Source organism: Vibrio algicola (assembly GCF_009601765.2).
In the GTDB taxonomy this organism is placed as follows: domain Bacteria; phylum Pseudomonadota; class Gammaproteobacteria; order Enterobacterales; family Vibrionaceae; genus Vibrio; species Vibrio algicola.
On record NZ_CP045699.1, the window covers coordinates 1,546,350 to 1,560,797 of the forward strand.

The 14,448-nt window shown below is 42.9% G+C and carries 16 protein-coding genes; 2 read left to right on the plus strand and 14 right to left on the minus strand.

The window, feature by feature from the left end:
* Positions 1–134: 134 nt before the first annotated feature.
* Together GFB47_RS07130 and GFB47_RS07135 are read left to right on the plus strand one after the other, a co-directional pair.
* The gene (locus GFB47_RS07130) at positions 135–1,607 is read left to right on the plus strand and encodes a sodium-dependent transporter (RefSeq protein WP_153447350.1); all 1,473 of its coding nucleotides are present in this window, start codon (positions 135–137) and stop codon (positions 1,605–1,607) included.
* Between the two features lies 1 nt (position 1,608).
* Entirely contained in the window at positions 1,609–1,710 is a 102-nt protein-coding gene (locus GFB47_RS07135; protein ID WP_153447351.1) for a MetS family NSS transporter small subunit, read from the plus strand.
* A 105-nt stretch (positions 1,711–1,815) separates the two neighbouring features.
* Here GFB47_RS07135 and GFB47_RS07140 read toward each other — a convergent pair whose 3' ends face one another.
* The 14 genes from GFB47_RS07140 to rpmF form a co-directional block, all read right to left on the minus strand.
* On the minus strand, positions 1,816–2,283 hold the full coding sequence (locus GFB47_RS07140) for an RDD family protein (RefSeq protein ID WP_153447352.1): 468 nt from the start codon (positions 2,281–2,283) through the stop codon (positions 1,816–1,818).
* 3 nt (positions 2,284–2,286) lie between these two features.
* On the minus strand, positions 2,287–3,906 hold the full coding sequence (locus GFB47_RS07145; RefSeq protein ID WP_153447353.1) for a PTS transporter subunit EIIC: 1,620 nt from the start codon (positions 3,904–3,906) through the stop codon (positions 2,287–2,289).
* 256 nt (positions 3,907–4,162) lie between these two features.
* Positions 4,163–4,936 carry a TatD family hydrolase gene (locus tag GFB47_RS07150; RefSeq protein ID WP_153447354.1) on the minus strand — a complete coding sequence of 258 codons (774 nt, stop codon included), beginning with the start codon at positions 4,934–4,936 and terminating at the stop codon, positions 4,163–4,165.
* Positions 4,937–5,065: 129 nt separating this feature from the next.
* The gene (locus GFB47_RS07155) at positions 5,066–6,031 is read right to left on the minus strand and encodes a DNA polymerase III subunit delta' C-terminal domain-containing protein (protein WP_153447355.1); all 966 of its coding nucleotides are present in this window, start codon (positions 6,029–6,031) and stop codon (positions 5,066–5,068) included.
* A 12-nt stretch (positions 6,032–6,043) separates the two neighbouring features.
* A complete protein-coding gene (gene tmk, locus GFB47_RS07160) occupies positions 6,044–6,688 on the minus strand; it encodes a dTMP kinase (RefSeq protein WP_153447356.1) in 645 nt (214 codons plus the stop codon).
* Positions 6,688–7,710 carry an endolytic transglycosylase MltG gene (mltG, locus tag GFB47_RS07165; protein WP_153447357.1) on the minus strand — a complete coding sequence of 341 codons (1,023 nt, stop codon included), beginning with the start codon at positions 7,708–7,710 and terminating at the stop codon, positions 6,688–6,690. The genes tmk and mltG overlap by 1 nt, the downstream gene beginning before the upstream one ends.
* The gene (gene pabC / locus GFB47_RS07170; RefSeq protein ID WP_153447358.1) at positions 7,707–8,573 is read right to left on the minus strand and encodes an aminodeoxychorismate lyase; all 867 of its coding nucleotides are present in this window, start codon (positions 8,571–8,573) and stop codon (positions 7,707–7,709) included. The genes mltG and pabC overlap by 4 nt, the downstream gene beginning before the upstream one ends.
* A gap of 99 nt (positions 8,574–8,672) precedes the next feature.
* Positions 8,673–9,917: a beta-ketoacyl-ACP synthase II gene (gene fabF / locus GFB47_RS07175; protein ID WP_153447359.1), complete on the minus strand. Its 1,245-nt coding sequence runs from the start codon at positions 9,915–9,917 to the stop codon at positions 8,673–8,675.
* A 106-nt stretch (positions 9,918–10,023) separates the two neighbouring features.
* Complete coding sequence (acpP, locus tag GFB47_RS07180; protein ID WP_153447360.1) at positions 10,024–10,257, minus strand: acyl carrier protein; 234 nt, start codon at positions 10,255–10,257, stop codon at positions 10,024–10,026.
* A 181-nt stretch (positions 10,258–10,438) separates the two neighbouring features.
* A complete protein-coding gene (gene fabG / locus GFB47_RS07185) occupies positions 10,439–11,173 on the minus strand; it encodes a 3-oxoacyl-ACP reductase FabG (RefSeq protein ID WP_153447361.1) in 735 nt (244 codons plus the stop codon).
* Between the two features lie 102 nt (positions 11,174–11,275).
* Positions 11,276–12,202: an ACP S-malonyltransferase gene (fabD, locus tag GFB47_RS07190; RefSeq protein ID WP_153447362.1), complete on the minus strand. Its 927-nt coding sequence runs from the start codon at positions 12,200–12,202 to the stop codon at positions 11,276–11,278.
* A 75-nt stretch (positions 12,203–12,277) separates the two neighbouring features.
* Complete coding sequence (locus tag GFB47_RS07195; protein WP_153447363.1) at positions 12,278–13,228, minus strand: beta-ketoacyl-ACP synthase III; 951 nt, start codon at positions 13,226–13,228, stop codon at positions 12,278–12,280.
* A gap of 5 nt (positions 13,229–13,233) precedes the next feature.
* Positions 13,234–14,259 (minus strand): phosphate acyltransferase PlsX, encoded by a 1,026-nt coding sequence (plsX, locus tag GFB47_RS07200; RefSeq protein ID WP_153447364.1) that lies wholly within the window; start codon positions 14,257–14,259, stop codon positions 13,234–13,236.
* A gap of 9 nt (positions 14,260–14,268) precedes the next feature.
* Positions 14,269–14,439, minus strand: coding sequence for a 50S ribosomal protein L32 (gene rpmF, locus GFB47_RS07205; protein ID WP_153447365.1), 171 nt, complete (start codon positions 14,437–14,439; stop codon positions 14,269–14,271).
* Positions 14,440–14,448: the final 9 nt, after the last annotated feature.

The following is a 14,448-nucleotide window of genomic DNA, read 5'->3' on the forward strand; positions in this document are numbered from 1 at the left end:
TAACAGCGCTTTTTCCTGCTACTACTGACAATATTTAGAATAATAACCTGATTTGTTAGTCGCCAATTAGAATAAAAAACCGACGGTATTCGGTGCGGCTGACTTGGATAAATACCGCTACAGAGGATGTAAATATGAAACGAGAACAATGGGGCTCACGTACGGGCTTTATTCTAGCGGCGGTTGGCTCTGCCATCGGCTTGGGCAATATTTGGCGCTTCCCATATATGGCGTATGAAAATGGTGGCGGTGCTTTCTTTATTCCTTACCTTTTTGCCATGCTCACCGCTGGTATTCCTTTTATGATTTTAGAATTCACCATGGGACACAAATTCCGTGGTTCAGCGCCGAAAACATTAGCCAAAATCCACGCTAAATTTGAGTGGCTGGGTTGGTTTCAAGTAATGATCGCCGCCGTAATTGGTGTGTACTATGTTGCGATCATCGGCTGGGCTATTTCTTATGTTGGTTTAGCGGTCGATCAAAGTTGGGGCGCTGATCCTAACGCTTATTTCTTTGGTGAATATCTACAACTCGGTGATGGTAACAGTCCAAGCCAACTGGGGAGTGTGCAATGGCATATTGCGATTCCTATGATTGTAGCTTGGGGCATTACCTTTGCGGCACTTTTCAGTGGTGTTAAAGGCGGGATTGAACGTGCCGGCAAGATCATGATGCCCGTTCTATTTATCATGGTCTTGGCGCTGATTGGTCGTATGGTGTTCCTTCCTGGTGCGCTTGATGGTCTTAACTACTTATTTGAGCCTGATTTTAGCAAGCTAAGCGACCCAACCGTGTGGGCCGCTGCCTATGGGCAAATATTCTTTACCCTTTCTGTTGGTTTCGCCATTATGCTGGCTTACTCAAGTTATCTACCAGAAAAATCAGACATCACCAATAATGCTTTGATGACAGTATTGATTAACTGTGGTTTCTCTATCGTATCCGGTATTTTGATTTTCTCTGTGCTTGGCTATATGGCACAAGGACAAGGCAAAGAGTTAACCGAAGTGGTCACCGCTGGGGTTGGTTTAGCCTTTGTGACCATTCCTGCCGCTATCAACCTACTGCCAGCACCTTATATCTTAGGCCCACTGTTCTTCTTAGCATTAGTGGTTGCCGGCCTGAGTTCGCATATTTCAATTATGGAAGCGGTGACATCATCTATTATTGATAAGCTTAAGTTATCACGTAAAAAAGCGGTATCCATCGTGTGTGGTACAGGGCTATTAGTCTCGCTTTCATTTGCCACTAACGGGGGTCTACTTCTATTGGATTTAGTCGACTTCTTTATCAACAATATTGCTCTATTGGCTAGTTGTTTAATTGAGTTAATCTTGGTCGGTTGGTTGTTTAAAGTTGCCGACATCCGGGATTATGCCAATAAGATATCGGAAGTGACTATTGGGGTTTGGTTTGATTTATGTATCCGTTTCCTAAGCCCTGTCATTATTGCTTATATCTTTGGCAGTAAAGTCATTGATACCGTTAATGAAGGTTATGGCGGTTATGGGCAATTCGATTTGATGTTACTCGGCTGGGGCTTATTAGCTGCCATGCTAGTCATCGCCATTATCATTAACGTAACCAACAAGAAAGAGGCCTAATATGACAACAGGTGCCATTATTATGATGATCATTGGTCTTGGTATTACTTGGGGCGGCGCTGCTCTTTGTATCCGCAGAGCAATGAATAGTAGTAACCAATAGCGAGTACTCAAACTGAGTACATGATATAAAATAAAGCCCATTTCCTCGATTGAAGAAATGGGCTTTTTATTTATAAACTCAATAGCAATGATTTAGTATTCGAACTCAATATTCAACTACTGTGGTCGAAAACTTCTTATCATGCCAAGGTGGATTTGAGTGAGTAAGGTATTGAGCGCCACTGTATAAAACATAGCCCCCTAACGTTGCCACACTTAAATATATCTTTTGAAATTCACGCTTTAAGTAGCGCGATTGTGTCATCGGTTCATCGGTTAACGACTCGACCGAAAGACGCAAAAAATATCGTGAGAATGAATTGCCAAGCAATCGATAACACAGCCAGTGATACCCCATATAAACGCCAATCGTAATAAACAACACGCTGATGATAATAAGCAGCAAAACCGGTAAGGCTATCGCATCATGAAACGAAACCGAGACACCTGTACCTTGGGAAGCATACGCCAGTACCCCACTGTAGATCTCACTCGCTATTTTGGCAAACATCTGCACAATAGCGAGATCGATGACAAATGAACCGGTTCGTTTATATTTTTGCTTAAAGCTCATTCATTAACGACCAAGCTTAGAGTTAATCGCTGCTTTGTATTTGGCAGCTTGTGCGCCGTAAATCGCTTGGATAGCCGTATCACCGACTTTCACTAAGCCTTTCGCGCCCAGTTCTTGTGTCCAGTGATCGTTACCTAATACTTTACTACCATCTTTTACGCTGATACGTAAACGAGTAATACAAGCATCAACATCGTTGATGTTGTCTGCGCCACCAAGAGCTTCAATCATGGCATCAACTTGGGTATCGCTGCTACCTGATTTTTCTGCCGCTTTAGCTGCATGGAAATCTTTCTTAGAAACCACTGCAATCGCACTACCTTTACGACCTGGAGTTTTAACATCGAATTTCACGATGTACCAACGGAATAGGAAGAAGTAGATTGGAGCATAAAAAGCACCAACGATTGGAATGTAGTACCAATTGTTTGCCGTACCCGTTAAGCCTGGCAACATACCAAATAAGCTGAAGTCAATGAAACCACCACTAAATGTCATACCAACTTTCACGTTTAACAAGTCCATAAGCATGAACGAGATACCCGCTAGTGGCACGTGGATCAAGTAGTAAAGTGGTGCAGACAAGAATAGGAATGTGAACTCAATTGGTTCAGTAATACCTGTCAAGAATGCGGTTAATGCGATAGAGAATAGTAAACCACCCGCTACTTTCTTGTTTGCATCATCGGCTAGTGTGTACATCGCGTACGCAGCTGCTGGAAGACCAAACATCATGAATGGGAATTTACCCGTCATAAAGTTGGTTGAAGAGAATTGTGAGTAATCGCCGCTTGCAAGTGAAGCGAAGAAGATATTTTGCGTACCTTTAACCACGTGACCGGCAATGTGTGCAGTGCCACCAATCTCTGTTTGCCATAGTGGCAAGTAGAATACATGGTGAAGACCAACAGGGATCAAAGAACGTTCAACGATACCAAAGATAAATGAAGCAATATAACCGTGGCCAGAAGCTGTCATATCACCAAGAGCAGCACCGATAGAACCGAATACTGCGCCAATGTAAGGCCAGATGAATACAAGCGCGATACCGTAGAACAATGCCGCAAAAGCAGAGATGATCGGAACGAAACGAGCACCCGCAAAGAAGCCTAGGTAATCTGGAAGAACGACATCATGGTATTTATTATGCAGTAGAACGGTGAAACCACCCGCAATAAGACCGCCAAATACACCCATGCTTAACGTATTAGAGATACCTAAAATATCACCTAAAATACCAGCATAATGGGTCCCCATCAGTACCACTGTATTACCATCTACCATGCCAGATACTGCAAGTGTCTTAGCAATAGCAACGTTCATTACTAGGTAAGAGATAGCAGCAGCAAGAGCGGCAGAACCTTTCTCAGCACGAGCAAAACCAATGGCAATTGCAAGCGCAAATAGCAGTGGAATGTTACCGAAAACAACATCACCGGCAGCAGTCATAACTTGCAGGAAGTTATTCAGTACCGTACCGTTTTGTAAAATTGAAATTTGGTATGCATCAATCATACTCTGATTGGTGAAACTTCCCCCGATACCCAGCATAATACCTGCTGCTGGCAACAGCGCTATCGGAAGCATTAAAGCTTGCGATAATTTACTAAAAAAGGCTTTCATAACCCCTTACTCCTTAAATTATAATTATGTTTACTAAATATTACAAAAATACCTAGTGGGCGTACCTTATTCGCCCTTGTATAGCTTGTCAAACCATTCAACCCTCGTAAGCGTAAAGACTGTGTTTTTTTTGATCTCATTTAATTTTTGTATCGAAAAAAAGCTTTAAATATCAATAAAGGTGACCATGATCACATATTTTAAAAACCAGAGAGATGGCTAAAAAGTAGACGATATTTATAATTTTTAACAGTTATTAATGACGATTAATAAATAATTCTTGAAAGTTTAACGTGGTTGTTTGCTGTACAGTTTCTAAATCACACTGTTGTAATTTTGCTAGCTTTTTAGCCACATCGACCACATAAGCCGGTTGGTTTTCTTTGCCTCGATGCGGAACCGGTGCGAGGAAAGGTGAGTCAGTTTCAATCAATAATCGCTCCAAAGGCAAACGTTTCACCACTTGTTGTAATTCTTTGGCTTGATTAAAGGTGATAATGCCTGACAAGGAAATATAAAAACCGAGTTCCATTGCAGCTTCTGCAAAGGCTAAGTCTTCAGTGAAACAATGGATCACCCCACCACATTTTTCAGCATGACCATTTCTGAGCAGATCTAACGTTTCAGCCCGAGCATTACGTGTATGGATGATCAGAGGTTTATTGACTTCTACTGCTAATTCAACATGCTGCTCAAATAATTCAGTTTGGCGCACAGCGGTTTCAGGTTGATAGAAAAAATCAAACCCCGTTTCACCTATTGCTACCACCTTGGGATTGGCAGCAAATGCTTTAAATTGCGCGTAATCAAATTCACTTTCACAATCGAGTGGGTGCACACCACAAGAGGCATACACGTTATCGAACGCTTCGATCATGTTAAGCATATTTGGAAAGGCTTCTAAGGTCACGCCAACACTCAGCATTTGTTCTACCCCAACCTGTTTTGCTTTGGCAATGACATCGGCTACATCAAGGTGCAAATCAGTATAATTAAGTTTGTCTAAATGGCAGTGTGAATCGATATACATGTGAGTGCATTCCCAAATTAGAGATGAATAAAAGTAAAAATAGAATAAGAGGCGCGTTAAATCAAAACCCTAGCCACTGCAAAATCGGTACATTTAGTCGTACCCTTTCAAATCAGCTAGGTTTAAGCATTAAGCTAGTGTGAACTTTAGCAGCCAATCGACAATCAGCAATTCAGTATTGAGCCCGCTGGAAGTGCTAAGCAATTGCTGCAGTTTCACTAATGCATGATATTGCTCATAAGCCAATTGGTAAGGTAAAAGCTGAGATAGTTGAATGAAATCGGAGTTATTAATCTCGGTTAATATTCCAAAATGAGATTTTTGCACATCACTCAAAATGTAGGTTAACCAACGAATTTTATCCAACGGTTCTAATTTGAATAAGGTTTGTGCCTCGGTAATATTAACTTGCTTGGTTTGTACAACCTTGAGTAGTAATCGTTGTAATTGTTCAAATTCTTGAGTTTTCTTTTGTTTAATAAACTCAACCGCGAGTAATGGGGAATCGGCGTACATTTTAATATGCTGCCAATCCGGCGGAATTTGATTGTCGAGCGTCGGTTGAGTGCTTAACCAACTCAACAGTGCCTCTTTATTCAACGCACCTACCAACCATGTTTGGCAACGGCTAGTAATGGTCGCTAATAAGCGGGATTTATCGGTGGTCAATAAAACAAAATGACACTGCTCGGGTGGGGTTTCTAATGTTTTTAATAATGCATTCGCCGCTGACTCGTTCATCGCTTCAGCCGGTGAAATAATAATAATGCGTTTACCGCCCAACTGTGACGACTCTAACGCTAATCGATTCGCTTCTCGAATTTGATCAACGATGATATTTTTGCCTTCTTTCTCAGGTCGGATCCAATGGATATCCGGATGATTTTCACCTTTACTCAACTCACAACTATGACAAAATCCACACGCTTGTTGCTCGCTGTTTTTGCACACCACCGCCATTGCTAATTTTTCGACAATATCCTCGATCCCAGTGCCTGATTTGGCTTGGCATAATATGGCATTAGGCAAAGCGCCTTGTTGTAAAAGGTCTTGCCAATGCTGCCATGTAGAGACTAACCAAGGATATTCTGACATCAAAAAGTACTCCTAGTTAGCGGATATAGAGTGTTGAAACCAAGTATTTAAGGCATGGCGAATATCTGCCGTCACCGATTCTAAATCTTGATTGGCATTGATAGTGATAATCGTTGGATCTTGTTGCGCCGCTTGTAGGTAACGATCACGGGCACGCTCAAAAAAACTCAGATCCATTTTTTCGATACGGTCAAGTTCACCTCTGCCTCTGGCGCGTTGTAAGCCAAGCTCTGGATCGATATCAAGATACAAGGTTAGAGCGGGTTTAAAATCCCCTAAGGTGATCTGTTTCAAATTTGCCATGATGTCAGCTGGGATCTTACGACCACCACCTTGATAAGCCTGAGAAGATAAATCGTGGCGATCACCCAATACCCAACGCCCTTGAGCCAGAGCAGGCTTAATCACGTTCTCAACCAATTGTACTCTTGCTGCATATATGAGTAATAGCTCACTAATATCTTGCAGTTGCTCACCATCGTGATCATCTTTAACTAAGCTACGCATTTTCTCTGCTAGCACGGTTCCACCCGGTTCGCGGGTTTGGGCGACATCACCAAGACCTTGCTCGGAAAATACATCCAGAATGGTACTAATCGCGGTACTTTTACCCGCCCCTTCTAAGCCTTCGACTACCACAAATTTTGGATTACTCATTATTTATTCTTATTCGCTTTTAAGGTTCTAAGATAACTGCGTACAGCTCGATTATGTTCAGCCAATGATGAGGTAAATACATGACCGCCATTACCACTGGCGACAAAATACAGATAATGGCTTTTCTCTGGATTTAACGCCGCTTGGATAGATTCCACTCCTGGCATTGCGATTGGCGTTGGTGGCAAGCCATTAATCACATAGGTATTGTAAGCCGTTGGGGTGCGCAAATCTTTACGCGTAATATTGCCGTCATATTTATCGCCAATGCCATAGATCACGGTAGGATCAGTTTGTAATCGCATGTGGCGGTTTAATCGATTAATGAAAACCGATGCAATACGTTTACGCTCCGATTCAATCGCGGTTTCTTTTTCTATAATAGAAGCCAACGTGAGTGCTTGATATGGGGTTTTCAGCGGCAAGTTTTTCTCACGGTTTTTCCATGCCAAATCAAGTTCGCGGTTCAACGCATGATGAGCACGTTTTAAAATTTCGAGATCGCTCATGCCTTCGGTGTAATGGTACGTTTCAGCTAACAATAAACCTTCTAATTTGGTTTTATCTTCGCCAAGATATTGCGCAATTTCAGCTTCACTCATGTTTTGAGTTTTATGGATTAAGCCTGGCGCATTTTTCAGTAACGGGAGCCACTCATTAAAGCGGCTGCCTTCAATAAAGGTGATGGAGAATTGATGTTCTTTGCCTGAAACCATTGTGGTTAATAGTGACTTTAATGATTGCTTTGGCATCACTTGATACGTTCCCGCTTTCAGATGCACCAAATTTGGATATAAACGCGGCAATAAGCGAGTAAAAGGCGTTGATTGCAACCAATTATCTTGCTCCATTGTTCGCAATGCAATGCGTAACGTCATGCCATGAGAGATGGTTAACAATTGTGGCGAACTCACTGCAACAGGCTGTTCGATATAATGTTGCACTTGCGCTTTGGCATAGAACACCACCGCGGTTGCAGCTGCAGCTAATAGCACAAGTAAAATAAGTAATTTCTTTATCACGAATTTAGTCTCTCCTGAAATTGACGTGTTTGGTTTCCAATGGGATAACAATATTGCGGGTTATCTTTTTTAGCTAAATGGCTATTGCCTGTGTCAATCTTCACCACTGGTACAATGCCATGCAGCGCATTGGAGATAAAGACTTCGTCAGCGCCGAGCAAATCCGCCAACACATAATTAGCCATGTTAACGTTTAAGTTGAACGATTGGGCCAATGGTAAAACTTGCTGACGCATCGTACCTGTCACACCACAAGAACTCAAATCCGCCGTGTACAGATGATTGTTTTTTATCCAAAATAAATTGGAAGCGCTAGTTTCGATCACCTGTTGATTGATATCACACACCACCACATCATCATAACAAGTGTGAGCAAATTTGGACTTGATCAGCACTTGCTCTAAACGATTATTATGTTTAATCCCAGCCAGCATCGGGTTGAGGCCGAGCGACAAATCACTGATGCCAAGTTTGATACCATTTGTCTGCCATGCTTGGTAGTGTTGCGGGTAATCAAAAGTATGAATAGTGATCAAAGGAGTATCGGCACCAATCGCACTGTAACCTCGTCCGCCACATCCACGGCTAATATGTAATTTCAGCCCACTTCGTATAATTGATGATGCCAATGAGGCTTGTAAAATAGGTTCAAGCGCAATAGCTAGCCACTGCTGGACTTGTTTCCAATCAGGGAGTGGCATTTGCAGCACTGATAGCGCTTGTTCTAAACGCTGTTGGTGTAAAGCCCAATGCTGAATATGTCCATTGACCACCAGCATAGTGGTAAAGCAACCATCGCCATATTGAAATGAACGGTCGCTTATCGCGATCTCGGTTTGTGGCTTACCATTGACATAAAACATTGAGTTTCAATTCCATTTTACAATTCAATAAAAACGGCCTAATGCTAACGCATTAAGCCGTTTTTTTCATCTTATCAAACAATAAATACCCGACAGATATTACAGTCGTTTAAAGATCAATGAACCGTTAGTACCGCCAAAGCCAAATGAGTTACATAGAGCGTACTCCATATTTTCGACTTTACGCGCGGTATGAGCAACATAATCTAGATCACAACCTTCATCAGGGTTATCGAGATTAATGGTTGGCGGTACAATTTGATCGACCAAACTCATCGCAGTAATGATCGACTCAACCGAACCGGCCGCGCCAAGTAAATGACCCGTCATAGATTTGGTTGATGATACCAAGACAGTTTTACACGCTTCTTCACCAAGAGCACGTTTAATCCCAAGGGTTTCGGCCACATCGCCCGCAGGAGTCGAAGTACCATGAGCATTGACATAACCGATTTTATCGCCGGTAATGCCAGCATCGCGCAGCGCCGCTTCCATTGCCAGCGCGCCACCCGAGCCATCAGCACTTGGTGACGTCATGTGATAAGCATCGCCACTCATACCAAAACCGACAATTTCGCAGTAAATTTTTGCGCCACGAGCTTTCGCGTGTTCGTATTCTTCAACCATCATCATTCCAGCACCATCACCCAGCACAAAACCATCACGGTCTTTATCCCAAGGACGAGAAGCTTGTTGTGGTTCATCATTACGACTTGATAATGCTTTAGCCGCGGCAAAACCACCCATTGCAAGTGGGGTTGAAGCTTTTTCAGCGCCACCAGCAAGCATTGCGTCAGCGTCGCCATAAGCGATCATACGTGCCGCGTGACCAATATTATGTAAACCTGTGGTACAAGCGGTTGAAATCGCAATATTTGGACCTCGTAGACCGTTAATGATAGACAGGTGCCCTGCAATCATATTGACGATGGTTGATGGTACAAAGAATGGACTGATTTTACGCGGACCTTTAGTCTCTAGAGCAACGGCGGCTTGTTCAATGATACCAATGCCGCCAATACCAGAACCAATCGCCACCCCAACACGGGCGTTATTATCTTCTGTTACCACTAGACCTGAATCTTTAAAGGCTTGAATACCCGCAGCGATACCGTATTGGATAAATAAATCCATTTTACGCGCATCTTTTTTCGACATGTACTCTTCACAGTTAAAATCTTTAACTAGACCTGCGAAACGAGTACTGAAATTGGTGGCATCAAAGTGTTCGATATTTACAATACCACTTTGACCGGCTAATAAGGCTTTCCAAGAAGAATCAACGGTATTACCAACCGGTGATAACATCCCCATGCCTGTAACTACTACACGACGTTTGGACACGATTTTTTCTCCGGAGAATTATTGAGAGAATGTGAGAGATATAAAAAGAGAGGTGTTCAATAGATAAAACTCAGGCGGTCTAGGAGACCGCCTGGGGATGTTATTATTACTGTGCGCTGTTTACGTAGTCGATCGCAGCTTGAACAGTAGTAATTTTTTCTGCTTCTTCATCAGGGATTTCAGTATCGAATTCCTCTTCTAAAGCCATTACTAGCTCTACTGTATCTAATGAATCAGCACCTAGATCATCAACGAAAGAAGCTTCATTTTTCACTTCTGCTTCATCTACACCTAGTTGTTCAATAATGATTTTTCTTACGCGTTCTTCGATGTTGCTCATTTTTCTTTTCCTATTACAGAGAGTTCGCTTAAATGCGATGTTGACAGTAGTTTATGCAAAGTTAGAAAAGTTGCAAGCCTGACCTTACTGGTCGAACCACAATTTTCCACTTTTTTACTGAAAATTAATATATTTTTGACTTAAATCATACATGTGGCGATTAAAAAACCAACATATAGACTTAAACCATATACATACCACCATTTACATGTAGCGTTTCGCCAGTCATGTAAGCCGCATCATCTGAAGCTAAAAAGGCAACAACTGATGCAATTTCACGCGGATCACCTAAACGACCTGCTGGCACTTGTGCAAGTGTAGCAGCACGTTGGTCATCATTCAGTGCTTTTGTCATATCGGTTTCGATAAAACCAGGTGCAACTGTATTAACAGTTATACCACGAGAAGCCACTTCACGAGCCATTGATTTAGTAAAACCAATCACACCAGCTTTAGCCGCAGCATAGTTTGCTTGACCTGCATTACCCATGGTACCGACCACAGAACCTACATTTATAACACGACCGTGACGTTTTTTCATCATGCCACGAAGGACCGCTTTTGATAAACGGAAAATCGAAGTTAGGTTGGTATCCATAATATCTTGCCATTCGTCGTCTTTCATACGCATCAGCAAGTTATCACGAGTAATACCAGCATTGTTAACTAGAATATCAATAGCGCCAAATTCATCATTGATCGTTTTGATAGTGATAGCAACAGAATCAGAATCAGTCACATTAAGCGCTAAGCCTTTACCTTTATCACCAAGATAATCACTAATAGCTTGTGCGCCAGATTCACTGGTCGCGGTTCCAATTACAGTTGCGCCACGCTCCACTAATAACTCAGCAATGGCTCGGCCAATACCACGACTCGCACCGGTGACCAGTGCAATTTTACCTTCAAGCTTCATTTTATGTCCTTATTATCACGACAATAATCATCATTAAATAATTGTATTATCCCAACCAAAGGAATGAACGGTACCGATAATTGCTCTGGTTGAGACTCAATATTATCCGCGCGCGGCATCCAGTGATGCGACATCATTTACCGCTTGTGCCGTTAACGTCTTCACAATGCGTTTTGTTAAGCCGGTCAGAACCTTGCCTGGGCCGAACTCTAATAAGTTTTCAATACCTTGCTCATGCATGCTAACCACGCCTTCCGTCCAACGAACCGGGCTATGTAATTGACGAACAAGCGCATCTTTGATTTTAGCCGGATCGGTTTGTGCAATCACATCAACATTGTTGATCACCGGGATCATTGGCGCACTAAATTCAATGTCCGCTAATGCCAATGCAAGCTTCTCTGCCGCCGGTTGCATCAATGCACAATGTGAAGGCACTGAAACTGGTAGTGACAAGGCACGTTTCGCGCCCGCTTCTTTACATAATACCCCAGCACGATCGACCGCTGCTTTATTGCCCGCAATCACCACTTGACCTGGTGAATTAAAGTTTACCGGAGAAACTACTTCACCTTGCGCAGCCTCTTCACAGGCTTTGGCAATCGCTGCATCATCTAAACCAATGATGGCATACATTGCGCCAATACCCGCAGGAACCGCTTGTTGCATCAGTTCGCCGCGCAGTGCCACCAGCTTGATCGCTTGTTGAAAATCAATCACGCCCGCGCATACCAAAGCAGAATACTCTCCTAAGCTATGTCCTGCGATCAGTTGAGGTTGTTCCCCTCCCACTTCCTGCCAAACACGCCAAATCGCTACTGAAGCGGCAAGTAATGCCGGTTGAGTACGGAAAGTTTCGTTTAAATCTTCCACCGGGCCATTTTGAACCAAAGCCCAAAGATCGTAACCTAGTGCTTCAGATGCTTGGGCAAATGTTTTTTGGACTACATCGTATTGCTCACCAAGTTCGGCCAACATTGCGACACTTTGTGAGCCTTGTCCAGGGAATACTACAGCAAACTTACTCATTGCAAATTTCCTTTTACTTAAATGAAACGAGCAGACCACTTTAGATGATCTGCCAATAGAAATTAAAATTTAACCCTAGAACTTAACCAGAGCTGAGCCCCAAGTAAATCCACCACCAAAGGCTTCAAGCAATAGCATATGACCACGTTGAATACGACCATCACGCACCGCTTCATCCAGCGCTGTTGGGACCGTGGCAGCAGAAGTATTGCCATGACGATCAAGAGTAACCACCACTTGGTCTAATGACATTGCCAGTTTTTTCGCTGTGGCTGAAATAATACGCAAGTTCGCTTGATGCGGCACTAACCAATCGAGTTCGGTTTTGGCCATGCCATTCGCTTCTAAGGTATCTTTTACCAATCTTGATAATTGAGTCACGGCGACTTTAAACACTTCATTACCGGCCATGTGTAGCCAAGCATCGATAGGCTCACCACGTTTTGCTTCTTCTAAGCTCAATAACTCACCAAAACGGCCATCGGCGTGTAAATGCGTTGAGATAATGCCTTGCTCTTCAGAAGCACCCAGTACCACAGCACCCGCTGCATCACCAAATAAAATAATGGTGCCACGATCGGTTGGATCACAGGTTTTTGATAACGCATCTGCGCCGATCACTAACACATTTTTCGCCATACCCGATTTAATATGTTGGTCGGCAACCGATAATGCGTACACAAAACCAGTGCAAGCGGCCGATAAATCGAAGGCTGGACAACCGGTAATACCTAGCATTGCTTGCACTTGGCAGGCTGAAGATGGGAATTTATGACTGGCGGTACTGGTTGCTAAAATAATCAAGTCGATATCATTTTTATCGACACCTGACATTTCAATCGCATTTAATGATGCTTGAAAAGCCATATCTGCAACCGATTCATCTACCGCCGAGATACGGCGTTCACGAATGCCGGTGCGAGTGACAATCCACTCATCACTGGTATCGACCATTTTTTCTAAATCGGCGTTAGTACGCACCTGTTGTGGCAGGTAGCTGCCCGTTCCTAAAATTTTACTATTCATGCAGACTAATAATGCCTCTCGAGTAATACTGCTTCTAGACGATCGCTGATACGGCTTGGGACTTGCTGTTTGACTTCATGTACCGCTTCACCAATTGCATTGATAATAGCAGATGTATCTGCTTGACCATGACTCTTAATAACAGTGCCCCGCAATCCTAGCAAACTTGCACCATTATACTGGTCGGGGTTCAGTACTTTTAGCTCATTAAATAAGCTAGAAAATAATTTTTTTGCAATCCAGCCCTTTAACTTCGACGAACTAAAGTGGTTTTTGACTTTATCAAGAAATAAATGCGCAACACCTTCACAAGATTTTAAGCATACATTGCCGACAAATCCATCACAAACAACCACATCCGCTACATTATGAAACAGTTGATTGCCTTCAATATAACCACAATAATTGACTTCTTTGGTTTGGGTCAGAAGCTCTGAACAGCGTTTAACCAAATCATTGCCTTTAATTTCTTCTTCACCAATATTTAAGATCGCCACTTTAGGTCGTTCATTAATATGAATTTCGGCTAAAGCGCTACCCATAACAGCAAATTGAAATAAGGTGTCGGCATCAACCGATACGTTGGCACCGAGATCGAGCATCCAGGTTTTGTTACCAGTGGTGGTCGGCAAAACACTGACCAATGCAGGGCGATCGATACCGGGTAATAATTTTAGACGAAATTTTGATAACGCCATTAGTGCACCAGTGTTACCGCAACTCACGCAAGCATTGGCTTCATCATCTGCAACCAGATCCAAAGCAATACGCATCGAGCTGCCTACACTATTTCGCAGTGCAAGAGAAGGTTTGTCACAATTAGAAATGCATCTGTCACTATGTTTAATGACGAGACGATGGGTCGGACTAAATCCGATAGTGGTCAGTTGTTGCGTGATAAGCTCACGATCACCGACAAGAATAACTTTCAGCTCTGGGAAATGTGACAATGCCTGCACGGCGGCAGGCACTGTTACGCGAGGACCGAAATCCCCGCCCATTGCATCAAGTGCAACGGTTATAGTTTGCAAAGGTTAACCTTACTTATTGATAACCTTTTTGCCACGGTAAAAACCGTCAGCAGTCACGTTGTGACGTAGGTGAGTTTCACCTGAAGTTGCGTCTACAGATAATGAAGCTGTAGTTAGCGCATCGTGTGAACGACGCATGCCACGCATTGAACGTGATTTTTTACTTTTTTGTACGGCCATGACCCTACT